Origin of the sequence: Phenylobacterium sp. LjRoot97 (genome assembly GCF_964254345.1) — a bacterium.
Taxonomy (GTDB): Bacteria; Pseudomonadota; Alphaproteobacteria; order Caulobacterales; family Caulobacteraceae; genus Phenylobacterium.
On the sequence record NZ_CAXUTH020000001.1, the window covers coordinates 947,668 to 969,362 of the forward strand.

At 70.4% G+C, this 21,695-nt stretch carries 24 protein-coding genes; 10 read left to right on the forward strand and 14 right to left on the reverse strand.

The genetic code is table 11. The features are described from left to right. Positions 1-54: 54 nt before the first annotated feature. Positions 55-1,281 carry an MgtC/SapB family protein gene (locus ACSQ2H_RS04510; protein ID WP_436060261.1) on the reverse strand — a complete coding sequence of 409 codons (1,227 nt, stop codon included), beginning with the start codon at positions 1,279-1,281 and terminating at the stop codon, positions 55-57. 201 nt (positions 1,282-1,482) lie between these two features. On the opposite strand from ACSQ2H_RS04510, the gene ACSQ2H_RS04515 reads away from it, so the two are divergent. Then, a complete protein-coding gene (locus ACSQ2H_RS04515) occupies positions 1,483-1,908 on the forward strand; it encodes a YciI family protein (protein ID WP_436060262.1) in 426 nt (141 codons plus the stop codon). A gap of 62 nt (positions 1,909-1,970) precedes the next feature. On the opposite strand, the gene ACSQ2H_RS04520 is transcribed toward ACSQ2H_RS04515, so the two are convergent. Next, complete coding sequence (locus ACSQ2H_RS04520) at positions 1,971-2,561, reverse strand: TetR/AcrR family transcriptional regulator (RefSeq protein WP_436060263.1); 591 nt, start codon at positions 2,559-2,561, stop codon at positions 1,971-1,973. A gap of 79 nt (positions 2,562-2,640) precedes the next feature. Here ACSQ2H_RS04520 and ACSQ2H_RS04525 point away from each other — a divergent pair, with 79 nt between their 5' ends. Then, entirely contained in the window at positions 2,641-3,627 is a 987-nt protein-coding gene (locus ACSQ2H_RS04525; RefSeq protein ID WP_436060264.1) for an NAD-dependent epimerase/dehydratase family protein, read from the forward strand. A 58-nt stretch (positions 3,628-3,685) separates the two neighbouring features. Continuing rightward, the gene (locus ACSQ2H_RS04530) at positions 3,686-3,865 is read left to right on the forward strand and encodes a DUF1328 domain-containing protein (RefSeq protein WP_267232609.1); all 180 of its coding nucleotides are present in this window, start codon (positions 3,686-3,688) and stop codon (positions 3,863-3,865) included. A 170-nt stretch (positions 3,866-4,035) separates the two neighbouring features. On the opposite strand, the gene ACSQ2H_RS04535 is transcribed toward ACSQ2H_RS04530, so the two are convergent. The 3 genes from ACSQ2H_RS04535 to cobS form a co-directional block, all read right to left on the reverse strand. Beyond that, on the reverse strand, positions 4,036-5,220 hold the full coding sequence (locus ACSQ2H_RS04535; RefSeq protein WP_436060265.1) for a DUF3089 domain-containing protein: 1,185 nt from the start codon (positions 5,218-5,220) through the stop codon (positions 4,036-4,038). 88 nt (positions 5,221-5,308) lie between these two features. After that, on the reverse strand, positions 5,309-7,417 hold the full coding sequence (locus tag ACSQ2H_RS04540; RefSeq protein ID WP_436060266.1) for an ATP-binding protein: 2,109 nt from the start codon (positions 7,415-7,417) through the stop codon (positions 5,309-5,311). Between the two features lie 113 nt (positions 7,418-7,530). Beyond that, positions 7,531-8,535 (reverse strand): cobaltochelatase subunit CobS, encoded by a 1,005-nt coding sequence (cobS, locus tag ACSQ2H_RS04545; protein WP_436060267.1) that lies wholly within the window; start codon positions 8,533-8,535, stop codon positions 7,531-7,533. A 224-nt stretch (positions 8,536-8,759) separates the two neighbouring features. Here cobS and ACSQ2H_RS04550 point away from each other — a divergent pair, with 224 nt between their 5' ends. Beyond that, positions 8,760-9,623 carry a TauD/TfdA dioxygenase family protein gene (locus tag ACSQ2H_RS04550; protein WP_436060268.1) on the forward strand — a complete coding sequence of 288 codons (864 nt, stop codon included), beginning with the start codon at positions 8,760-8,762 and terminating at the stop codon, positions 9,621-9,623. Between the two features lie 139 nt (positions 9,624-9,762). Further along, the gene (locus tag ACSQ2H_RS04555; RefSeq protein ID WP_436060269.1) at positions 9,763-10,131 is read left to right on the forward strand and encodes a VOC family protein; all 369 of its coding nucleotides are present in this window, start codon (positions 9,763-9,765) and stop codon (positions 10,129-10,131) included. A 129-nt stretch (positions 10,132-10,260) separates the two neighbouring features. On the opposite strand, the gene ACSQ2H_RS04560 is transcribed toward ACSQ2H_RS04555, so the two are convergent. From ACSQ2H_RS04560 to ACSQ2H_RS04580, 5 genes are all read right to left on the reverse strand, one after another. Next, positions 10,261-10,719: a hypothetical protein gene (locus ACSQ2H_RS04560; RefSeq protein WP_436060270.1), complete on the reverse strand. Its 459-nt coding sequence runs from the start codon at positions 10,717-10,719 to the stop codon at positions 10,261-10,263. 48 nt (positions 10,720-10,767) lie between these two features. Beyond that, positions 10,768-11,685 carry a TIR domain-containing protein gene (locus ACSQ2H_RS04565; protein WP_436060271.1) on the reverse strand — a complete coding sequence of 306 codons (918 nt, stop codon included), beginning with the start codon at positions 11,683-11,685 and terminating at the stop codon, positions 10,768-10,770. Positions 11,686-11,818: 133 nt separating this feature from the next. Beyond that, complete coding sequence (locus ACSQ2H_RS04570; protein ID WP_436060272.1) at positions 11,819-12,205, reverse strand: hypothetical protein; 387 nt, start codon at positions 12,203-12,205, stop codon at positions 11,819-11,821. Positions 12,206-12,240: 35 nt separating this feature from the next. Continuing rightward, entirely contained in the window at positions 12,241-12,912 is a 672-nt protein-coding gene (locus ACSQ2H_RS04575) for a CDP-alcohol phosphatidyltransferase family protein (protein WP_436060273.1), read from the reverse strand. Next, the gene (locus ACSQ2H_RS04580; protein ID WP_436063604.1) at positions 12,909-13,412 is read right to left on the reverse strand and encodes a hypothetical protein; all 504 of its coding nucleotides are present in this window, start codon (positions 13,410-13,412) and stop codon (positions 12,909-12,911) included. The genes ACSQ2H_RS04575 and ACSQ2H_RS04580 overlap by 4 nt, the downstream gene beginning before the upstream one ends. On the opposite strand from ACSQ2H_RS04580, the gene ACSQ2H_RS04585 reads away from it, so the two are divergent. After that, the gene (locus ACSQ2H_RS04585) at positions 13,399-14,364 is read left to right on the forward strand and encodes a phosphatidate cytidylyltransferase (protein WP_436060274.1); all 966 of its coding nucleotides are present in this window, start codon (positions 13,399-13,401) and stop codon (positions 14,362-14,364) included. The two genes, ACSQ2H_RS04580 and ACSQ2H_RS04585, sit on opposite strands and share 14 nt — an antisense overlap. Then, positions 14,364-15,002: a lysophospholipid acyltransferase family protein gene (locus tag ACSQ2H_RS04590; protein WP_436060275.1), complete on the forward strand. Its 639-nt coding sequence runs from the start codon at positions 14,364-14,366 to the stop codon at positions 15,000-15,002. Before ACSQ2H_RS04585 ends, ACSQ2H_RS04590 begins: the two co-directional genes overlap by 1 nt. Before the next feature lie 133 nt (positions 15,003-15,135). Here the strand turns inward: ACSQ2H_RS04590 and ACSQ2H_RS04595 are convergent, their stop codons facing one another. The 3 genes from ACSQ2H_RS04595 to ACSQ2H_RS04605 form a co-directional block, all read right to left on the reverse strand. Beyond that, a complete protein-coding gene (locus ACSQ2H_RS04595) occupies positions 15,136-16,908 on the reverse strand; it encodes an acyl-CoA dehydrogenase (RefSeq protein WP_436060276.1) in 1,773 nt (590 codons plus the stop codon). Between the two features lie 86 nt (positions 16,909-16,994). Next, positions 16,995-17,726: a hypothetical protein gene (locus tag ACSQ2H_RS04600; RefSeq protein ID WP_436060277.1), complete on the reverse strand. Its 732-nt coding sequence runs from the start codon at positions 17,724-17,726 to the stop codon at positions 16,995-16,997. Beyond that, positions 17,723-18,529, reverse strand: a complete 807-nt coding sequence (locus ACSQ2H_RS04605; protein WP_436060278.1) for a COG4705 family protein — start codon at positions 18,527-18,529, stop codon at positions 17,723-17,725. The genes ACSQ2H_RS04600 and ACSQ2H_RS04605 overlap by 4 nt, the downstream gene beginning before the upstream one ends. A 196-nt stretch (positions 18,530-18,725) precedes the next feature. On the opposite strand from ACSQ2H_RS04605, the gene ACSQ2H_RS04610 reads away from it, so the two are divergent. Genes ACSQ2H_RS04610 through ACSQ2H_RS04620 form a run of 3 tightly spaced genes read left to right on the forward strand, consistent with a single transcriptional unit; the run spans position 18,726 to position 20,651 of the window. Continuing rightward, positions 18,726-19,790, forward strand: a complete 1,065-nt coding sequence (locus tag ACSQ2H_RS04610; protein ID WP_436060279.1) for an alpha/beta hydrolase — start codon at positions 18,726-18,728, stop codon at positions 19,788-19,790. Further along, a complete protein-coding gene (locus ACSQ2H_RS04615; RefSeq protein ID WP_436060280.1) occupies positions 19,783-20,217 on the forward strand; it encodes a carboxymuconolactone decarboxylase family protein in 435 nt (144 codons plus the stop codon). Before ACSQ2H_RS04610 ends, ACSQ2H_RS04615 begins: the two co-directional genes overlap by 8 nt. Continuing rightward, positions 20,214-20,651, forward strand: coding sequence for a (R)-mandelonitrile lyase (locus ACSQ2H_RS04620; protein ID WP_436060281.1), 438 nt, complete (start codon positions 20,214-20,216; stop codon positions 20,649-20,651). The genes ACSQ2H_RS04615 and ACSQ2H_RS04620 overlap by 4 nt, the downstream gene beginning before the upstream one ends. A 9-nt stretch (positions 20,652-20,660) precedes the next feature. Here the strand turns inward: ACSQ2H_RS04620 and ACSQ2H_RS04625 are convergent, their stop codons facing one another. Then, positions 20,661-21,653: an aldo/keto reductase gene (locus ACSQ2H_RS04625; protein ID WP_436060282.1), complete on the reverse strand. Its 993-nt coding sequence runs from the start codon at positions 21,651-21,653 to the stop codon at positions 20,661-20,663. Positions 21,654-21,695 lie beyond the last annotated feature (42 nt).

Consider the following 21,695-nt stretch of genomic DNA (forward strand, 5'->3'; position numbering starts at 1 on the left):
GCCGTGTGGCTCAGATGCTCCCCCTAAAGGGGGAGTTGCGGGCCCGGCGAGGGATCACCACCCGAGCCAGGCCTGCAGCAACGCGCCGGCCCAGGCGGCGGCCGTGACCAGCACCAGGCCGGGGACCACCCGCCAGACGAAGGCGCGCTGGCCGCCGGACAGGGCGAAAATCGTCTTGGAAAGCGTGTTGGTGGTCAGACCGACCAGGATGGGCAGAACCGCGGCGTGGGGCGTCATGTCCCCGGCGGCGGCCAGCGAGGCCATCGAGATCGCCGCCGCATGGGCGTCGACCAGCCCGGCGGCGGCCGCGCTCACCGCCGCGCCGGCGCCGCCGAACCGGGCGTTGAGCGCCGCCGAGACGACGAGGATGACCGCCAAGGTCGCGGCGAAGATCAGGGCGCTGGACAGGCTGAAGGCCTGACCGGCGTCGGCGTCCTCCTCGGCGGGAGGCTGGCGCAGCGCCTGCAGGGTGAACACCGCGCCATAGGCCCCCGCCGCCAGCCCGGCGCAGAGGAGCGGCGCGGCCATGGCGCGCAGCGTCGGCGGACTTAGAGCGGCGAGCAGGACGGCCAACTGTACGATGGTCGCCACGGTCGAGAGCACTGCGCCGGCTACGGCGCCGGCCAGCAGATTCGGGGTCTTGGCCGCGCGCGCCGACATGGCGCCGATCGCGGCGGTGCTGGACACGAAGCCCGCGACGAGGCCGGCGAGCGGCAGGCCGAAGCGGACGCCTAGGGTGCGGATGGCGACATGGCCGGCGGCGCCGATGCCCAGCAGCAGAATCACCACCAGCCAGATCGAGCGAGGGTTGAGGGCCTGGTAGGGGCCCATCGGCTGATCCGGCAGCAGCGGCAGCACGACCAGGGTGGCGCCGGCCAGCAGCAGGCCGCTGCGGACCTCGTCGCCGGTCAGCACCGATCCCACGAAATGATGCAGCGGCGTGCGGGCGGCGAGCAGGATCGCGACGACGACGCCCACCCCCGCGGCGAGCATCGGTTGCGGGACGGCCAGCGCGCCGACCAGAACCGCCAACACGAGGGCGGCTTCCGTCGTGAGGCCCGGATCGTCCTCGCCCTGGGCGCGCCAGTAGGCAAGTGCGGCGAAGGCCGCCGTGGCCGCGGTGACGACCGAGAGCAGAACGACGCCGCCAACCAGGAGGCTGACCGCGCCGGCCAGCGCGGCGACCGTGAAGGTGCGAATTCCCGCCGCCGACCGCGAGGGGCGTTCCTGCTTGCGGCGTTCGCGCTCGGCCCCGATCAGCAGCCCGACGCCCAGCGCCACGGCGAGGTTCAGGATAGGTTCGGTGGGAATGGGACACGCCTCCAGACCAACCGCGGCCCGGGCCGGCGGGAAGCCAGACTACAGCGAGGGGCGCCGCGTGCGGTGAAATTTCGTCGGCGCGTGTCCTGATGTCGGTTCGCTGGGTTCTGGTTCGTCCTAGGGTCGATCGGGCCTGCGGGGCTCATGCTGAGGAGAAGAACGATGCGCGTGATGGTTCTGGTGAAGGCGACGGCCGACAGCGAAGCTGGGCTGATGCCGTCGAGCGAGCTGCTGGAGGAGATGGGCCGCTACAACGAACTGCTGGTCGAGGCCGGGATCATGAAGGGCGGCGACGGGCTGCAGCCCTCGTCCAAGGGCAAGCGGGTGGCCTTCGACGGCGACAAGCGGGCGGTGATCGACGGGCCGTTCGCCGAGACCAAGGAGGTCGTGGCCGGCTACTGGCTGTGGGAGGTCAAGGACATGGACGAGGCGGTGGCGTGGGTGAAGCGCTGCCCCAACCCGATGCCGGGTCCCAGCGAGATCGAGATCCGCCCGTTCTACGAGATGGAGGACTTCGGCGAGGCGCTGACCCCGGCCGCGGCCGAGATCCACGACCGGGTCCGCGACAAGCTGGAGTCGGGCTCCTAGAGCGCGGTCGCGTTCCAAGCGCTTAGCTCGGCCACGCCTTCGCCGGGATGACCGGTGTTTAGCTAGTCGGCCTTCGACTCGAACAGCGTGCGGATGACCGGGATCAGGATGGCCTCGAGGTCGGCGGGCTTCGCGCCGGCCAGGACCTGGATCTCCATCATCTGGCGCATGACCTGCAGCCCGGCCACCAGCGACAGGGCGACGGCGGCGCGCTCGCGACCGAGCGGGCCGCCGATCATGCGCTCGAGCGTCTCCTGATGGCCCTGGCTGATCCAGTCGCGCCCGATCTCGGCGGCGCGCGGGCTGGAGGCCGAGTGCAGCAGCACGAGGAAGCCGTCGAGCGGGGTCTCGCCCGGGGCGGTGACCTGGACCAGGGCCTTGGCGAAGGCGGCGGGGAAGTCCTTGGCCGCCAGGTTGGCCGCCGAGAGGATGACCGGGTCGCGCATGGTGTCGGTGCAGACCTCGGCGAACAGCTTCTCCTTGGAGCCGAAGTAGCGGTTGACCAGCATGGCGGTGACGCCCGCGCCGGCCGCGATCTCGCGCACGCCGGCGCCGTCGTAGCCGGCGCGCGCAAAGGCGCGGCGGGCCGAGGCCAGGATCGCGGCGCGGGTGGCGGCGGCGTTGCGGCGGCGGGGCGGGGTCGGTTGGGTCATGAATCTACGCCTGTAGACATACCTGCGTTCGATAAGTATACAAGTGAAGACTTATCGGATCGAGCGGCAGGAGCGAGCGATGGCGCAGCGGGTGTTGGTGACCGGCGGGACGGGGTTCGTCGGCGGTTGGACGATCGTCGAGCTGTTGCGGCGCGGCTATCAGGTCCGGACGTCCGTGCGCAGCGCCGCGCGGGAGGCGGACGTGCGCGCGGCGGTCGCCACCCAGGTCGCCCCCGACGGGCTGGAGTTCGCGGTCGCCGACCTGAAGTCCGACGCCGGCTGGGACGAGGCGGTCGCAGGCTGTGAGGCCGTGCTGCACATCGCCTCGCCGCTGGGCGGCGACGACGAAAGCCTGATCGCGGCGGCGCGGGAGGGGACGCTGCGGGTGCTGGGCGCGGCGGCGCGGGCGGGCGTCAAGCGGGTGGTGATGACCTCCTCGACCGCGGCCTGCACGCCGGCGAAGCCGCTGGAGCGGGCGATCGACGAAAGCGACTGGACCGACCCCGACCAGAAGGACCTGGCGGCCTACCGCAAGTCCAAGGTGCTGGCCGAGAAGGCGGCCTGGGACTTCATCGCCACGGCGCCGCAGACGCAGCTGACCACCATCCTGCCCGGCGCGATCTTCGGTCCGGTGCTGACCCGCGAGCACCTGGGCTCGGTGGGGATCATCCAGCGGCTGCTGGAGGGCCAGCCGCCGGCCCTGCCGCGGCTCGGCTTCAACATCAGCGACGTGCGCGACCTGGCCGACCTGCACATCAAGGCGATGGAGGCGCCGCAGGCGGCGGGCCAGCGCTACATCGCCCTGGGCGAGTCGCTATGGTTCGCCGAGCTGTCGCAGACCCTGCGTGAGCGGCTGGGGGAGGCCGGCGCCAGGGCCCCGAGCGCGAACATGCCCGACCTGGTCGCCAAGGGGCTGGCCGTGGCTTCGCCGCAGATGAAGGCGCTGCTGCCGCTGCTGGGCCGGACCCAGGCGTTCAGCACCCAGAAGGCGCGGACGGAGCTGGGCTTCGCGCCGCGTCCGGCGCGCGACACGGTGGCCGATTGCGGGGCGAGCCTGGTCGACTGAAGCCAGCGGAACGGGCGCCGAGGACGGGCGTTGCCACCACAGTCAAGGAGGCGTTCCGATGTTGAAATGGGCTTTGATTTTCGCGGTGGTGGCGCTGATCGCCGGCGCCCTGGGCTTTGGCGGTATCGCCGGCGCAGCGGCCGGCATCGCCAAGATCCTGTTCTTCGTGTTCCTGGTCGGCTTCGTGCTGTTCCTGGTGCTCGGCTTCATGGCCGGGCGGAAGATCACAGGCGGATAGCCTGGCGAGGCGCTGGTTCCTCCCCTGCGAAGCGGGGGAGGGGGACCACGCGCCAGCGTGGTGGAGGGGGCGAGCCTCCGGCTCATTGCCGGCCGCCGCCCCCTCCACCGCTTCGCGGTCCCCCTCCCCCATCAAAGCTGGGGGAGGAAAATCGGGCCGCTGGCGCTGTTCTACTTCTTGGCCAGATAGGCCTGGGACTGGCTGCCGACGAGATCGACGAGGTCGCCCATGGCGAGGTTCACGTCGATCAGGTGCAGGCCCCAATCCTTGAGGATGATCGGGCCGGCCTTTACGTCGCCGGCGATCTCATCCGTACGCGGATCGTTCGGATCGGCGTTGATCCCCACCGACAGATAGTCGAAGCCGTCCTTGGAGACGCACTCGCCGGTCAGCAGGCCCGGAACCGAGACGAACGGCGTCGTGACCTTGGCGCCGTCCTTGGTCCAGGCCGGCGGCGGGGCGGCTTCGGCGGCGATCATCGCGCCCGACGACAGGTAGGCGTGCAGCGGGGCCTTGCCGCCGGCGAGCGCCGCCGGATTGACGCAGGCCGCCTGCATGGCGGGGTTCGGCTCGCGCGGCACGCCGAAGCGGCTGCCCTTGGGCGGCGGCGAGGTCTCGCGGAAGCTGACATAGGCCACCGCGCAGCCGGTCTGGGTCGGGGTCTTGCAGAGCGGGATCGACTTGAAGGTCCCGGTGTCCTGGCCCTTCAGCACCGGCAGGTTGGTTCCGAGCAGCAGGGCCGAGACCAGCTGCTTCTGGGCCGGCTTGCCGTCGATCTCCTTGGCGATCAGCTCGGTCAGCAGGCCCGCGCCCTGCGAGTGGCCGATCAGCACGACGCCGCGGCCCTTGTTCTCGTGCTTCAGGTAATAGTTCCAGGCGTCGGCGACGTCGTCGTAGTTGGTGGTCGGGATCGGCCCGGCCGGCGGCTTGGCGCCGGGCGCCATGCGCGCGCGCAGGGTGGTCAGGGTCACCTGCCGGTACATCGGCGCGTAGATCTTGCACTTGGAGCCGAAGCGGGCGAGCTGCTGCTCGACGACGCGGCGCTCCTCGGCGTTCGGGGTCATGTCCGAGAACACGCCCGGGTCGTTGGAGACGGTCGGATAGACGTAGAAGCAGTCGACCGGCGCGGCGAGGTCGGGCTTCCAGGTCTCCTGGCTCATCGCGCCGTCGGCCTGGATCACCGTCGTGGTGTTGTCGATCGCGCAGGCGTCGGCGCGGCCCGGCCAGCACAGCCAGGCGTCGGTCTTCGAGTAGTCGTTATGGTCGCCGGCGGCCGGCGCCTGGGCGGCGGCCGGAACGGCAAAAGCGCTGAAAAGCAGGCCGGCGGCCGCGGCCGCAAGCGTGATCCTGGACATGTTTCCCCACCTGAAAATCTGGTCTTCGTAATGGCGCGGAGAATGCGCAGAACGCCGGTCGGGGTCTAGGCTTCTTAGCTCTGCTCGGTCAGGCGACCCGCTGCTCGGCGCAGAGGCGGGTGTCGAGGGCCCGGTCGATGGCGTCGAGCAGTTGGATGATCTCGATCGGCTTAGGCACGAAGCCGTTCATGCCGGCGGCCAGGTACTCGGCGACCTGATGGTGCATGACGTTGGCCGACAGCGCCAGGATCGGGATCGGCGGCAGGTCGCGCTCGCCTTCCAGGCGGCGGATGGCGACCGCGGCCTCGACCCCGTTCATCACCGGCATCTGGCCGTCCATGAGGATCAGCTGGAAGTCGCCCTGGAAGAACGCATCCACGGCCTGGGCGCCGTCGCTGACGATGGTCAGGTCGATCGGGAACGGCTCGAGCATGGCCCGCAGGATCAGCTGGTTGGTCAGGTTGTCCTCGGCCGCCAGGACGCGCAGGCGCGCGTCGGGCCGGGGAATGCGGGCCTGGGCCGGCGGCAGCGGCGCGGCGGGCGCCAGGGCCGGGGCGCGCCATTCCAGCGGCACGGCCAGGGTGAAGACCGAGCCCTGGCCGGGGACGCTTTCGACGGTGAGTTCGCCGCCCATCATCGCGGCCAGCTCGTGGCTGATCGCCAGGCCGAGGCCCGTGCCGCCGTAGCGGCGGGTGGTGGAGGCGTCGACCTGGATGAACTTGTCGAACAGGTCGTGCATGCGGTCGGCGGGGATGCCGATGCCGGTGTCGGCGACCGTGATGCAGACAGCCGTCGCCTGGCGTTCGACGCGGACCGCGACCTCGCCGGCGTCGGTGAACTTGACGGCGTTGGAGACCAGGTTGGCGATGACCTGGCGCAGGCGCACGCCGTCGCCGCACCAGACGCCGTCGGCGGCCGGGTCGAGGTCGAACCGCAGATCGACGCCCTTCTCGGCGGCCATGGCCGCGAACGGGGCGCAGGCGACGTGCACGGCCTGGCCGAGGTCGAACTCGTGGGCGTCGATCTGCAGGCGCCCGGCCTCGATCTTCGACATGTCGAGGATGTCGTTGAGCAGCACCAGCAGGGTCTGGCCGCTCTCGCGCACGACGTCGAGCTGGCGACGCTGGCCGGCGGTGAGGTCCTCGCGCGCCAGGATCTGGGTCATGCCGAGAATACCGTTCAGCGGGGTGCGGATCTCGTGGCTCATATTGGCCACAAACTGCGACTTGGCGATGCTGGCGGCGGCCGCCTCGTCGCGGGCGCGCACCAGGTCGTCCATGGTCTGGCGCAGCACCAGGTCGTTGCGGTCGATCTCGCCGAACACCCGGTGGACGCGGGCGGCGAGCAGCAGGGCCGAGATCAGCAGCGCGACCATGCCGAGGGCGAACAGCGGCGCGACCTGGCGCAGCACGGCGTTGCCGGGATGGCTGCTGGTCCAGGCCAGGGCGGCGATCGGCGTCTCGTCGGGGGCGTGCAGCTGCACGCTGGCCGGGACGGCGCGGTTCCAGGGCGTGAGGCGCACGTCGTCGACCCGCATGGCCTGGGCGACGTCCTGCAGCAGGGCGGCGTCGATGCGGCGCGCCGAGATCAGCAGCCGGTCGGGCGCGCCGCGCGAATTGATCGCCGGGGTCTCGGGCAAGATGTTGGTGACGGCGGCCATGTAGAGCTCGCCGCCCACGCTGATCACGCCGGTGCGGGTGATCGAGCCGCCGATGCCGCGGTTGCGGGCCGCGCCGCGCAGGGCCTCCAGCTCGCGCACCTTGGCGACCAGGGGCGCGGTCTCGCGCAGGAAGGCGGCGGCCTGGCGCTCGCCGGCGCGGGCGCCGTCGCGCCAGGCGTAGACCGGCTGGTCCGCCTCATCGAGTACGAACGAGGCGGCGTGGCGCATGTAGGTTTCGAAGTAGCTGCCGACGTAGAGGTCGGCCCATTCGGCGTCGAAGCCGTTGCGGCCGAGCTTCTGGTAGGCGTCGTCCCAGATCGAGGCCGAGATCAGCTGACCGACCAGCTCGTGCTCGCGCTCGCGCAGGTAGTTGGAGACCAGCGCGCGCTCCTCGTCCACGTGGGCGCGGTCGACGACCTTGGCGGTGTAGAAGATCAGTCCCAGGCAGCCGGCGGCCACGATCAACAGCACGGCTGAAGAAAAGGCGACGATCCGGCTGATGGCGCGCCGGTTACGGGCGAGACTCGATCTGATCACACGGCACACGACACTTGGTTCGCCCAAGGTGTCGCCTACGCCGCGCTAGCAAATGGTGAATCGCGCCGGACGGGCGGGACGTCTGCGACATCCCGCCTCAGCTGGCGAGGTCGTCAGGCCACGCGGACGCGGGCGGTGCTCTCCGGCAGGTCCTGGCCGAAGGCGCGCTGGAAGAACTCGGCCACGGTGCCGCGCTCGAGCTCGTCGCACTTGTTCAGGAAGGTCATGCGGAAGGCGAGCGCGATGTCGCCGCCGAAGATCTCGGCGTTCTGGGCCCAGGTGATCACGGTCCGCGGGCTCATGACGGTCGAGATGTCGCCGTTCATGAAGGCGTTGCGGGTCATGTCGGCGACCCGGACCATCGCGGCGATGGTGCGCTTGCCCTCGGCGGTGTCGTAGTGCGGCGACTTGGCCAGCACGATGTCGGCTTCGACGTCGTGGGCCAGGTAGTTCAGCGTGGTGACGATCGACCAGCGGTCCATCTGACCTTGGTTGATCTGCTGGGTGCCGTGATAGAGGCCGGTGGTGTCGCCCAGACCGATGGTGTTGGTCGTCGAGAACAGCCGGAAGAACGGGTTCGGGCGGATGACGCGGTTCTGGTCGAGCAGGGTCAGCTTGCCCTGCGCTTCCAGGATGCGCTGGATCACGAACATCACGTCCGGGCGGCCGGCGTCGTATTCGTCGAACACCAGCGCCACCGGGCGCTGGATCGCCCAGGGCAGGATGCCCTCGCGGAATTCGGTGACCTGCTTGCCGTCCTTCAGGACGATGGCGTCCTTGCCGACCAGGTCGATACGCGAGACGTGGCTGTCGAGGTTGACGCGGATCAGCGGCCAGTTGAGGCGCGCGGCGACCTGCTCGATGTGGGTCGACTTGCCGGTGCCGTGATAGCCCTGGACCATCACCCGGCGGTCGAAGGCGAACCCGGCGCAGATGGCCTTGGTCGTCTCGGCGTCGAATTTGTAGGCCGGGTCGATGTCCGGGACGTGAGCGTCACGTTCGGAGAACGCCGGAACGTTCATGTCGACGTCGACGCCGAAGGTCTCGCGGACCGAGACCTTCTTGTCCGGCACCAGGGCGATGAGCTTGTCTTCTTGCGTATTGGCGAAAGAGGTCATGGCGCGGTTCGATTACAAGGTTACGGGGCCGATGCAAACGGCTGTTTGCGCATGACGTCGCGTCGGCCTGGGAAGGGAAATGTCTTTAGCCGGATTCCACCGGAGAGGGCAGTCCGATCGCCTGATCGAGGGCAGACCGCTGCAGCATGGCGCATAATGTCAAAACTTCGGCGCGTGAGGTCAACTGTTCGGGGGTAGGCTGCGCTAAACAGGAGGAAACGACCATGGGCCAGATGCTCGCCGACGCTATCGCCGTCACCCCGCAGCCGAGCGGCTTCGGGGCGCTGATCACGGGCGTCGACCTGTCGGCGCCGCTCGCGCCGCAGACGCTGAGCCAGGTCAAGGACGCCTGGGCCAGGCACGCGGTGGTGGCGTTTCCCGACCAGCCGCTGAGCCTGGAGGCGCTGGAGGCCTTCACCCTGCAGATCGGGCCGTTCGGGGTCGACCCGTTCATCAAGCCGATGGCCGGCCATCCGAACGTGCTGGAGCTGCGCCGCGAGCCGGACGAGAAGGCCAAGAACTTCGGGGCCGGCTGGCACTCGGACTGGAGCTTCCAGAAGGAGCCGCCGGCCGCGACGCTGCTGCGCTCGGAGGTCACCCCGCCGGTCGGCGGCGACACGCTGTTCGCCGATTGCGCGCGGGCCTATGAGGCGCTGTCGGACGGGATGAAGGCGCTGCTGGCGCCGCTGAAGGCGGTGCACTCGGCGACCCGCGCCTATGGCACCGAAGGGGTGTTCGCCAAGGAGACCGAGGCGCGGACGATGGAGATCATCGTCTCGGCCGAGGCCGACAAGACCCTGACCCATCCGCTGGTCCGCACCCATCCGGTAACCGGTCGCAAGGCGCTGTTCGTCAGCCCGACCTATACGGTCGGCATCGAAGGCCTGACCTTCCAGGAAAGCCACGCGATCCTTGGCTACCTCTACCAGCACATGACCCAGGAGCAGTTCATCTACCGCCACACGTGGAAGCAGGGGATGCTGCTGATGTGGGACAACCGCTGCACCGTGCACTTCGCCGAGGGCGGCTATGACGGCCACCTGCGGGTCATGCACCGCACGACGGTGGCGGGGGATGCGCCGGTTTAGGGCGCGCAGCCCCTTTGCCGCTCACCCCGGCGAAAGCCGGGGCCCAAGCGGCGTTTCGGTTGATCGCGGCCTGCGTGTCTGAGATTCCGCTTGGGTCCCGGCTTTCGCCGGGATGAGCGGTGTGAGTGAAGGCGCGATGATGAAACTCGGCCCGGCGCTGGTGATGACGCCCGACCTTGAGGCGGCGCTGGTCTTCTATCGCGACGTGCTGGGGCTGAGCCTCAGCGAGCGGTTCGAGGACCAGTTGGTGTTCGAGCTCGGCGGGCGGGCGCTGCACGTCTTCGCCTGCGCGCGGCCGGCGCCGGCGGGCGAGCACGGGGCGGACGGGGCCAGCGTGATCAGCTTCGAGGTCGCGGCGATCGGGCCGGCGATGGCCGAACTCGCCGCCAAGGGCGTGGAGTTCCTGCACGCGCAGCCGGCCTGGAACGCGCAGGCGGGCCTGGCCTATGCGGCGTTTCGGGCGCCGGGCGGGATCGTGCACGAGCTGGTCGAGCGGCGGCGGAGCTAGGGCTTCACTCCATCCGCTCACCCCGGCGAAGGCCGGGGCCCAAGCGACGTTTGCGTCCGCTGGAGCGCTGCCGGCCTGTCTGAGATTCAGCTTGGGTCCCGGCCTTCGCCGGGATGAGCGGGGCGGCCGTCAGTCCTCTTCCTCGGCCCAGACGATGAAGGCGACCTCGCCGTTCGTGCCGATCACGCCGCCGTCGAAGGTGGCCTTGGAAATGGCGTAGCTGCCGAACGATCCGGACGTGGCGTACTCGTGCCAGCGGCCGTTCGAGAAGAACCGCGTCGAAGGACCGAGGCGCTCGATCCCCTTGGCGAAGGCTTCGACCGTCTCGGCCGAAGCGGGCCGGCCGCGCGGCGTGACCATGCTGTCGGCGGCGAAGAAGGCGAGCGTTTCGCGGGCCGCGTCGGCGGACAGTTCGACAAAGGCGTCCGGGGCTTCCAGGGCGTACCCCGCCATCTGCGCGATCGCCTGCAGCTCCTCGTCCTGCGAGGATGCGTACGGCGCCGTGCCGAACCAGGTGCGAAGGCCGCCGCGGCCGCCGCGTCCGCGCGCGACTTCGACCAGCATCGCCCCGACCAGTTCCCAACTCATCCGATCCCCCTCGCGCTCGGCGTGAGCTTAGCGCGAAATCGAGGCGGCCTACGCGCTGCGGATCGCTTTCCAGTGCTCGAGACGTTCGGCGATCAGGGCGGTGCGGGCGGCGTCGTCGCGGCCGTCCATGATCGCGACCTCGGCGGGGCTGGCGCGCAGATAGGTTCCAGACGTGCGGGCGTTGAGGTCCGGCTGGCTGGCCGACAAGGTGGTGAAGTAGCCGGTCGCGCGGTCGGGCGCTTCGAGCTTGAGTTCGCCGGTGCCGTGCAGCTGCGGGGCGTCTGGGTCGAGCGGCCGCTCGCCGTTCCAGTAGTAGAACAGGCCGGCCGGGTCGCGCCGCTCCTTCACCGCCTCGCTCCAGTAGCGCGAGGAGAGGGCGCCGTCCTCGCGCCAGGCGCGGCCGGTCATCTCCAGTTCGCCGCCGCGGGCGCGGGCGATCCGCATGAGGCTGAGCGCCGAGGGTTCGCGCTCGGTGCGGGCGGTGAGCGAGAACTGCCACCAGGCCCCTTCGATGCGGGCCAGGGCGCGCTCGGCCTCGATGGCGCCGCGCAGCTTCTGGAGCATGGCCTTGGTTTCGGCCGGGGTGAGGGCGTCCTCGTAGCGCACGCAGGTCAGGCCGAGCAGGTCGGTCGGCAGCTTGGAGCCGCGGGCGTGCAGGATGAAGGTGCGGCGCATGCCCAGCACGCCGCCGAACAGCCCGGCCTCGAAGACCACGTTGTCGCGCGGCGAGGCCTGAGCGGCGTCGGGCTCAGGGGTGGCGGCGGTCCAGTCGTCCTGGGCGAAGACGAAGGCCGCGAAGTCGACCTGGCCGGTCAGCTCCAGCAGCCGGCCGAGCGTGGTGGTGCCGGGGTTGAAGGTCGTGGTCCAGGGCTCGACCTCGGCGACGTCGGCCAGGCCGCGGGTCAGGGCGGCGAGCAGCTTGGCCTGCTTGCCCGACGAGCCCAGGAAGATGCGCGGCTTGTCCATGCGGTTCTCCGGCCGGTTGGGCGGCGAGAGTGCGGGGAGGGCGGTCGGCCGCGCAAGGGGCTTCCCCGGTGCGCGGGGGCGGAGTTCGGCCGGGGGGCGGACGGACATGGCCGCGCCTGAGGCTTGCCAACGCTCAGACTGGCGTGTCGGCGAAGGGCTGAGCCAGGACTTGATGGGCGTCTTCATAGACGATGTAGCCTGGCCGTCTTGTCCGTATCGTTTCGGCGTAGACCCCGTGGTCTTCGAGGCTGCGCTGCAGCTCCCGCATCTTCGAGACGTGTTCAATCGCAGTCTCCTTGAACCAGCTCAGCGCCATGGCTGTGGCGTGCGGGCGTGCCGATAGCGCTGCGCGCGTCGGCTCGTCCATGTTCTCGAAGAACCAACGATGGACGGCCGCCAACCTCTTCAGGTCGTGGTCGCTCAGCTGGCCGACCTCTTCCAGTTCGTACGCGGCATAGAACAGGCCCTGACGCCGCCCCGACTGGCGGTCTCGCTTTGCGATGACAAATCGAATGAACATGCCGGCGGCCGGGAGTGCTGACTTCGGTAGCGGCCCTAGACGTCCCGTCCCGCCAGCCGCGCGGCCAGGGTGCGGGTGCGGCGGACGACGGTCCAGGCGGCGCCGGCGACGATGACCAGCAGGCCGAGGATCAGGGTCTGGCCGTCCCAGCCCCACATCGGCTCGAAGGCGGCGATGGCGCAGGTCAGGGTGAGGGCGGCCATGCGGTGCGGCTTGGCCATGGGGCCGGAGAAGTCGGCCGGGAAGCCGAGCCCGCGGCCGAGCTCGCGGACATAGGCGGTGAGCACGGCCAGCACCGCGGCGGCCCAGCCGAGCGGCGCGCCGAGGGTGAAGCCGGCCAGGCCCGCGCAGTAGCCGGCCCCGACCAGGAACAGGGCGTCGGCGATGCGGTCGGGCAACTCGTTCCAGATCGGGCCGGAGGGGCCGCCCTTGCCATGCTCGACCGCCACCATGCCGTCGAGCAGGTTGCACAGCAGGCGCAGCTGGATGCAGACGCCCGCGCCGATCAGCAGCGCGCCGCGATTGAACGGCGTCTGGTCGCCGGCCGCGTAGAGAAAGGCCAGCAGGCCGAGCAGGGCGAAGATGATGCTGCCGGCCGAGATCATGTCGGGGCTGGCGCCGGCCTTGGCGAGGCCCGAGGCCAGGCCCTGGGCCCAGCCGGTCCCGCGCGATTTCAGGGGGCGGCGGTTCTCGGGCGTTTCGGTCATTTGGCGGCCTTGGCTTGGCCGCGCGCCAGGGTCGCGGCGTAGACGACGGCGTAGAGGGTCGAGACAGACCACGGCACCGCGATGGTGCGGACGATCTCCGGCGTGCCGATCAGTTTGTGGACGCTGGCCAGCAGGGCGAGGGTCGTCGCGGCGGTGATCGCCGGGGGGACCACGTAGGCGAGCGCGCCGGGGAAGCGGGGGCTCATCGCCTCAAGAGCGCGCTTGAGCACCAGGGTGATCAGACCCGAGAGCACGCCTTGCGAGACGGCGGGCAGGGCGGCGGCGGCGAGGCCGTGGCCGGCGTTGGCGTAGAGCGCCCAGCCGCCCATGGCCAGGAAGGCGAAGCCGACATGGGCGAAGGTCGAGCCGGCGAAGGTGCGGAACGCGCTCAAGGGTGGCAGGACGTGGCTTTGCTGCTGGGGGATGGAATCTGCGCCGCCATCGGCTGTACGGTCAAGGCTGCGAACCAGCAGGAGCAGCTCACGGATGGACGCGTTCACGGCCTTTTTCGCGCAGCAGTCGCCGGTGGTCCTCTGGGGACTTGGCGGGGTGCTGGCGGTCCTGACCCTGGCGGTGGGGATCACCGCGCTGCTGCCGGTGCTGAAACCGGCCGGCGACTTCACCAACCTGCGCCAGCGGATCGCCTCGTGGTGGGTGATGATCGCGCTGCTGGCCGGGGCGCTGCTGCTGGGCTGGCAGGCGTTCACGGCGCTGATGATCGTGATCTCGTTCATCGCCCTGCGCGAGTTCCTGTCGTTGGCCCCGGTGCGGCGCGAGGACCGGCTGATCGTGCTGGCGGCGTTCGTGGCGATGGGGATCAACTACCTCTTCATCGTCATCGACGACTACGGCCTCTATCGGGTGTTCATCCCGACCTACGTGTTCCTGATCATCCCGTTCCTGATGGCCTGCATCGGCCAGACGCGGGCGTTCCTGGCGACCACGGCGACGTTCCACTGGGCGATCGTCACCTGCGTCTACAACCTCGGCTACATCGCCTTCCTGATGCGCACCCCGGCCGCCGAGGCGCAGCCGGCCGGCGCGGCGGGGCTGGTGTTCTTCCTGCTGGTGGTCACCGAGGCCAACGACGTGGCGCAGTACGTCTGGGGCAAGCTGTTCGGGAAGCGCAAGATCGTGCCCAAGGTCAGCCCCAACAAAACCTGGGAGGGCTTCATCGGCGGCTGGGTCACCACCAGCGCGCTGATCTGGTTCCTGGGCCCGGTGTTCACGCCGCTGAGCGGCATCGGGCTGGCGTGCCTGGCGATCTTCCTGCCGCTGGCGGGCTTCGCTGGCGACGTGACGATGAGCGCCATCAAGCGCGACATCGGGGTCAAGGACACCAGCGCGCTGATCCCCGGCCATGGCGGGCTGCTGGACCGGGCCGACAGCCTGACCTTCACCGCGCCGCTCTACTTCCACATCCTCGCCTACTTCGCCCTGGGGCACTTCTGATGCGCTGGTTCCGCCGCCTCGTCCTGGTGCTGATCGGGCGTCCGATCGCCCGCGTGTTCACCGGCGCCGACATCATCGGGCGCGAGAAGCTGCCGCTGAAGGGGCCGGCGATCCTGGCCGCCAACCACGCCAGCCACGTCGACACCATCCTGATGCTGACGCTCTATCCGTCGAAGGGGCTGGACCGGGTGCGGCCGGCGGCGGCGGCCGACTACTTCCTGCGCGGCGGGCTGATCAGCTGGCTGTCGAACACCATCATCGGCATCGTGCCGGTGGCGCGCGACAAGGCCGGGACCGGGGTCGACGTGCTGGCCCCGGTGCGCGCGGCGTTGGAGGCCGGCGACATCGTGCTGATCTTCCCGGAGGGCACGCGCGGCGACGGCGAGGAGATGGCGCAGCTGAAGAGCGGCGTGGCGCGGCTGGCCGCCGACGTGCCGCAGGCGCCGGTCTATCCGATCTGGCTGCAGGGCGCGGGGCGGGTGCTGCCCAAGGGCGAGGCGCTGCCGGTGCCGATGAACTGCACGGTGCTGGTCGGCGACCCGCTGCACTGGCAGGGCGACCGGCAGGCGTTCCTGGACGAGCTGCGCGCGCGGCTGGAGGACCTGAAGGCCAAGGCTCCGCCGCAGCGGTGGGCGTGAGGCCTCCAATTGCTCCCCCGTTGGGGGAGCTGTCGGCCGTCGGCCGACTGAGGGGGTGCTGAGTCAGCAGGCCCCCTCCGTCTCGGCGCGTTGCGCCGATCCACCTCCCCCAACGGGGGAGGAATTTTCCGAGCTAGAACCCCGCGGCGTCGAGCTCCACGGCGATGTCGGAGCCGGGGGCGAGGTCGAGCCAGAGGGCGACCTTGGGCATCTCCTGTTCGAAGAAGAACCGGCAGGCGGCGACCTTGCCGGCGGTGAAGGCGTCGGCGGGCAGAGCCTTGGCGGCCAGGGCCATGTCGAGCCACAGCCAGCCGACCACGGCGTGGCCGAAGGCGCGCAGGGCGCTGGTGGCGCCGGCCAGGGCGTGCGGGGTCAGCGGCGCGGCGACGGCGCTTGCGAAGGCGGCGACCTGCTCCCAGGCGGCGAGCAACGCCTGGGCGTTCGGGGCGAGGTCGGGATGGGCCTGCGCGGCGGCCGCGGTGGCGGCGATGCGGGCGCGGAGCTCGGCCAGGGCGGCGGGGTCGCGGGCCAGCTTGCGGCCGACCAGGTCGATGCCCTGGACGCCAGTGGTGCCTTCGTGGATCGGGTTGAGGCGGTTGTCGCGGTAGATCTGCTCGACGTCGAAGTCGCGGGTGTAGCCGTAGCCGCCGTGGATCTGGATGGCGAGGTCGTTGGCGGCCAGGCCCAGTTCCGAGGGCCAGGTCTTGGCGGCGGGGGTCAGCAGGTCGAGCAGGCGGCGGGCCGTCTCCGGGTCCTGACCGGTCTGTTCCTCGTCGAGCAGGCGCGCGCAGTAGAAGATCAGCGCCATGGCGCCTTCGGCATAGGCCTTCTGGGCCAGCAGCATGCCGCGCACGTCCGGGTGGCCGATGATCGGGGCGGGCGCATTGGCGCCGGCCGGGCGGCCCTGCAGCCGCTCCTGGGCGTAGGCCAGCGACTGGCGGTAGCCGCGATAGCCGAGCATGGCGGCGCCGAGGCCGACATTGATGCGGGCCTCGTTCATCATCTGGAACATCTGCGCCAGGCCCTGGCCGACCTCGCCGACCAGGTAACCGACCGCGCCGGCGCGGCCGCCGGGCGTATGGGCGCCGTCGCCGAAGGCGAGCACGGTGTTGGGGATGCCGCGGTAGCCCATCTTGTGATTGAGGCCGGTGACGACGACGTCGTTGCGTTCACCGTCCAGCAGCTTGGGCACGATGAACAGCGAGATGCCCTTCACGCCCGGCAGCGGCTTGCCGTCCAGGCCGGGGGTCTTGGCCAGCACCAGGTGGACGATGTCGCCGGTGATGTCGTGGTCGGCGCCGGAAATCCACATCTTGCCGCCGCGCAGCCGGTAGCGGGCGCCGAGGCCGTCCTGGCCGTCGGGCGTCGCCAGGGTGGTGATGTCGGCCAGGGACGAGCCGGCCTGCGGCTCGGACAGGCACATGGTGCCGAGCGCCTCGCCGGCGATCTGCGGCTGGGCGAAGGCGGCGACCTGGGCGCTCGTGCCGAAGGTCGCGATCAGCCGGGCGTTGGCCATGGTCAGCATCGGGAAGGCCGAGGCCGAGATGTTGGCGGCCATGAACGCGGCCATCGAGGCGCTGGCCGCCACGATCGGCAACTGCATGCCGCCCAGCCCGGCGTCGAAGGTCCCGGCCATCAGACCGGCGGCGGCGTACTGGCGCACGGCGGCGGCGATCTCGGGAATGACGTGGACGCCGCCCGCGTCGAGCCACGGTTCGCGCTGGTCGGCGGGCTTGTAAGCGGGAACGAAGATGTCGGCGGCCAGGCCCTCGCTGAGGTCGAGCACGGCGTCGAGGGTCTCGCGCGAATGGTCGGCGAAGCGCGGGCGGGCGAGCAGGTCCTCGATCTTCAGCCAGTCGAACAGCAGGAAGTCGAGATCACGCCGGTTCAGGATGTAGCTGCTCATCGAAACGCCCTTCGCGGCGCGGACCTGCGCCTGGCCGGCGTGCTAGCAGACGGACCATGACTTGCAAATTGAAACTTATTTCGAGGCTAGAAGTCCAGGCCCAGGGCGATGAAGGCGTGGAAACCAGGCGCGTCTCCGCCGTCCACGAAGGTCGGGCCGGCGGAGGCGAGCAACCGGAAGGGCGCTTTCAGATTCAGGATCGCGCCAAGGCCGAGGCTGGTCGACGCGGCTCCGTCGACGGTGTCGGCGCCTTGGCGGTCGATCTCGGCGCCGATCAGCAGCGCGTCGGAGACCTGGCGACTGACGGCGAGGCCGCCGGTCCAGTAGTCGCGGGCCCCCGCGCCCGGATTGACGGCGTAGCCGCCGCCTCCGAACACCGACCAGGGGCCGGCGTCCTTCTGGATCCAGACCGGCAGCAGGGCGGTCGCGCGGCCGGCGCCCAGCCCATGGGCGGCGGTGGGCAGGGTGATCCCCGGGAACACCGCGGCGGAGAAGCCCGCCGCCTCGTCGTGGAAGAACCGATACTTCACCGACAGTTTGAGATCGCCGCGGCCGGACCTGAACCCGTCGGCGTCGTGGACATAGGCAGCGGGCAGGCCGAGCGTCAGTTGGATGTCCGGCGCGGCCCCGTAGTTGAGCTCGACGCCGAGCGCGCCGTCGTAGTCTCGGCCCTTGCCCGCGGCGTCGAGCGCGGGAGCGTAGAGCTCCCAATGGCCGGTGTCGGTGGGCTCGGGATCGTCGGTTAGGAAGGGCGGCCCGGCCGCTGCGGGCGTGGCCAGCGCGAGCAGCAGGCCGGTCAGCCTAAGGCGCGGCCTCAAGCGGCGGGCTCCGCCCCAGGATGCCGGCCGGGGCGCTGGGGCAGGAAGACGATCAGCAGCACGATGGCGACGCCGAGCACCAGGGTGGCCAGCGGGCGGCTGAAGTCGAGGCCGCCCTTGTCCAGCGGCTTGTCGAGGAAGTCGCCGACGGTCGCGCCGAGCGGGCGGGTGAGGATGAACGCCGCCCAGAACAGGAAGACCCGGCTGACCCGCGTCCAGAAGAACAGGGCGGCCAGCGCCGCCAGGAGCGCGCCGAAGACCACGGCGGCGCCGAGATATCCCAGGCCGCCGTCGGCGGCCCAGTCGCCGAGCGCGGTGCCGAGGGTCTGGGAAAAGGTGATGGTGACCCAGTAGAACAGCTCTTCGCGCGGGCTGGCGACGGTGTTGACCGAGACGCTGCCGAGCGTCCGATGCCAGGCGAACAGCGAGGCCAGGACGCAGCCGAGCAGCAGCAGCGAGCCGCCCGGATAGCCGATGCCGAGGGAGCGCGTGCAGAAGTCGGCGAGGGTCGTGCCTGCGGTCGTCGAGGCGACGATGGTGGCCCAGTAAAGCCAGGGATTGAACCGAGAGGCCCGGATCTGGGCGGCGACCAGCACGATCAGCAGCGCGCCGAAGATGGCGGTTCCGACGAGATAGCCGTTGAGGCCCGCCCGGCCCGCCTGATCCGTCGTCTCGCCCAGCCAGGTCATCGAGACGCTGTCGCCGCCGGTCTCCCCCAGGGTGGTGCAGAGAATCTTGATGATCCAGAAGCCCAGCGTGACGGCTGGCACCTTGGTCAGCGCGGCGCTCGTGCGATCATCCATGGCCCGTCTCCGGAATGGCTTGGCGAGTATTGGCTCACGCCGGGCCTAGTGGCCATCCCCCCGTTCGCGCCATGCCGGCTGGGCCGTGGCGAACGTCGATTCATAATCAGAGCTAATAGGTTCTAGCGTATCTCCCCACCTAATGGCTGAACGTGGCCAGACCTATCTTGGGGCGCTCGGAACCCGGAGCGCCCCGATGAACAGCTGGTCTGCTTGCATTGCGGCTTTGGTGGTCGGCGTGGCCACGGCCGCGTCGGCCGCCGCAAGCGAGCCGCTGGCCATCCAGAGCCAGGGCAGCTTCGCCGTCGGCGGGACGATGGCGACCGCCCCCGGGACGTTCGATCCCCTGAAGCCGCTGGAGCCGGCGGGGCAGACCTATCGCGGCGACCACCTCTACGCCCGCTATCAGACGCCGGTGGACGCGCGCCGCTACCCGATCGTGATGTGGCACGGCGCGGGGCAGTCCTCGAAGACGTGGGAGACCACCGCCGACGGGCGCGAGGGCTTCGAGACGATCTTCCTGCGCCGGCGGTTCGCGACCTATCTGATCGACCAGGCGCGGCGCGGCGCGGCCGGCCGCAGCATGGCCGCCACGACGCTGACGCCGACCCCCGACGAGCAGCTCTGGTTCAACCAGTTCCGCATCGGGCTCTGGCCGAGCTACTTCGAGGGCGTCCAGTTCGACCAGGGGCCCGAGGCGCTCGACCAGTTCTTCCGGTCGATGACGCCGAACACGGGACCCTACGACGTCGACGTGGTGTCGGACGCCGGCAAGGCGCTGTTCGAGAAGATCGGCCCGGGCGTGCTGTTCACTCATTCGCAGGGCGGCGGACCGGGCTGGATGACCGCCATCAAGACCCCCAACGTCAAGGCCGTCGTCGCCTTCGAACCAGGCAGCGGCTTCGTCTTTCCCGAGGGCGAGGTTCCGCCGCCGATCCCGAGCGCCTTCGACACCGTAGCCGGCGCGGCCGTGCCCAAGGACCAGTTCATGGCGCTGACCAGGATCCCGATCCTGATCGTCTATGGCGACAACATCCCCGACCGTCCGGTGACGTCGCCGGCCCAGGACAGCTGGCGGGCGCGGCTGGAGATGGCGCGCCAGTGGCGCGACACGGTCAACCGGCACGGCGGCCAGGCGACCCTGATCCACCTGCCGCAGATCGGCGTCCGCGGGAACACGCACTTCCCGTTCTCGGACCTCAACAACGTCGAGGTCGCCGACGTCGTCTCAAGCTTCCTGAAGGAGAACCACCTTGACTGATCGCCAGGCGCCGCGCGGCGCCCGCAAGCTGGTTGCGCCGCTGCTCGCAGCCGGCGCCCTGTGCGCGGCGGAGGCCGCCTCCGCGCAGACGCCCTCGCGCGCGCAGCAACTTATGGGCGACGTCGCGCCGAAGTTGGCCGAGCTGACCGACGAGGTGCTGCTGGGCGACGTCTGGGAGCGGCCCGGCCTGTCCAAGCGCGACCGCAGCCTGGTCACGGTGGCCGCCCTGGTGGCGCTGAACCGTCCCGAGCAGCTGCGCTCGCATATCGCGCTCGCCCGCCGCAACGGGGTGACCGAGGAGGAGATCGTCGAGGCGATCACCCAGCTGGCCTTCTATGCGGGCTGGCCGAACGCGATCACCGCGGTGAGCGTGGCCCGGGAGGTCTTCCGGACCGAGCCGGGCGGATCAAAGGAGACCGGGAAATGAGCTTCATCGCAGCGTCCGTCGCCGTCGTCGCCCTGAGCGCGGCCAGCGCGCCGGCCATCGTCATCGAGCGGTCGAAGCCCCAGCCTCCGGTCGCGGGTTCTCCCAACTTCACGGGGGAGGTCAGCGTGACGTCGCGGTTCCAGCGGGAGGGGCCGGCGCGGGTCGGCGGAGGCGTGGTGCGGTTCGCGCGCGGCGCGCGGACGGTCTGGCACACTCATCCGCTGGGGCAGACCCTGTTCGTCACGGTCGGCGCCGGCCACGTCCAGGCGTGGGGCGGTCCGGTTCAGGAGATCCGCCCCGGGGACGTGGTGTGGATTCCGCCCGGCGTGAAGCACTGGCATGGCGCCACGCCGTGGTCGGGCATGACCCACGTCGCGGTCTCCGAAGCGCACGAAGGCAAGTCGGTGGAGTGGATGGAGCCGGTCGCCGACTGAGGCCCAGGCTCAGCGATTGGTCTGGGCCAGCACCGCCGCGGGCAGTCGCGCGCCCTGGATGACGATCGCGGCCGCCGCCTGGTCGATGGCGACAAGATCGTCGGCCGACAGCGCGACAGCGGCCGCGCCGAGGTTTTCGTCCAGGCGATGCAGCTTGGTCGTGCCAGGGATCGGCACGATCCAGGGGCGTTGGGCCAGCAGCCAGGCGAGCGCGATCTGGGCCGGCGTCGCCCGCTTGGCTTGCGCGATCCGCGTCAGCAGATCGACGACGGCGATGTTGGCGGCGCGGGCCTCGGCGGTGAAGCGCGGGGAGATGGCGCGGAAGTCGCCGGGCGCCAGCGGGGTCGCCGCATCGATCTTGCCGGTCAGGAAGCCCGCGCCGAGCGGGCTGAACGGCACGAAGCCGATCCCCAGCTCTTCGCAGACGCCCAGCACGCCATTGGCTTCGACGTCGCGGGTCCAGAGCGAGTACTCGCTCTGGAGGGCGCTCACCGGCAGAACGGCGTGGGCCCGGCGGATCGAGGCGACGCTCGCCTCCGACAGGCCGAAACACCTCACCTTGCCTTGCTGGATCAGGTCCTTCACCGCTCCGGCGACATCTTCCATCGGCACGTCCGGATCGACGCGGTGCTGGTAGAGCAGGTCGATGCGATCGGTCCGCAGGCGGGTCAGCATGGCCTCGACGACCTGCCGGATGTGGTCTGGGCGACTGTTCAGGCCGCCGCTGCGCGCGCCGGTCTGCAGATCGATGTCGAAGCCGAACTTGGTGGCGATCACGATCTGGTCGCGGAACGGGGCCACGGCTTCGCCGACAAGCTCTTCGTTCGCGAACGGGCCATAGGCCTCGGCGGTGTCGAAGAGGATCACGCCGCGTTCGTAGGCGGCGCGGATGATCGCGACGGCTTCGGGCCGGGGCGTGGCCGGTCCGTAGGCGGACGACAGTCCCATGCAGCCGTAACCGAGGGCGGAGACCTGAAGCTCTCCAAGCTTGCGCTGTTCCATGTCGTTTCTCGACCGCCGTGATGTGGATCTAACGCGGGAGGG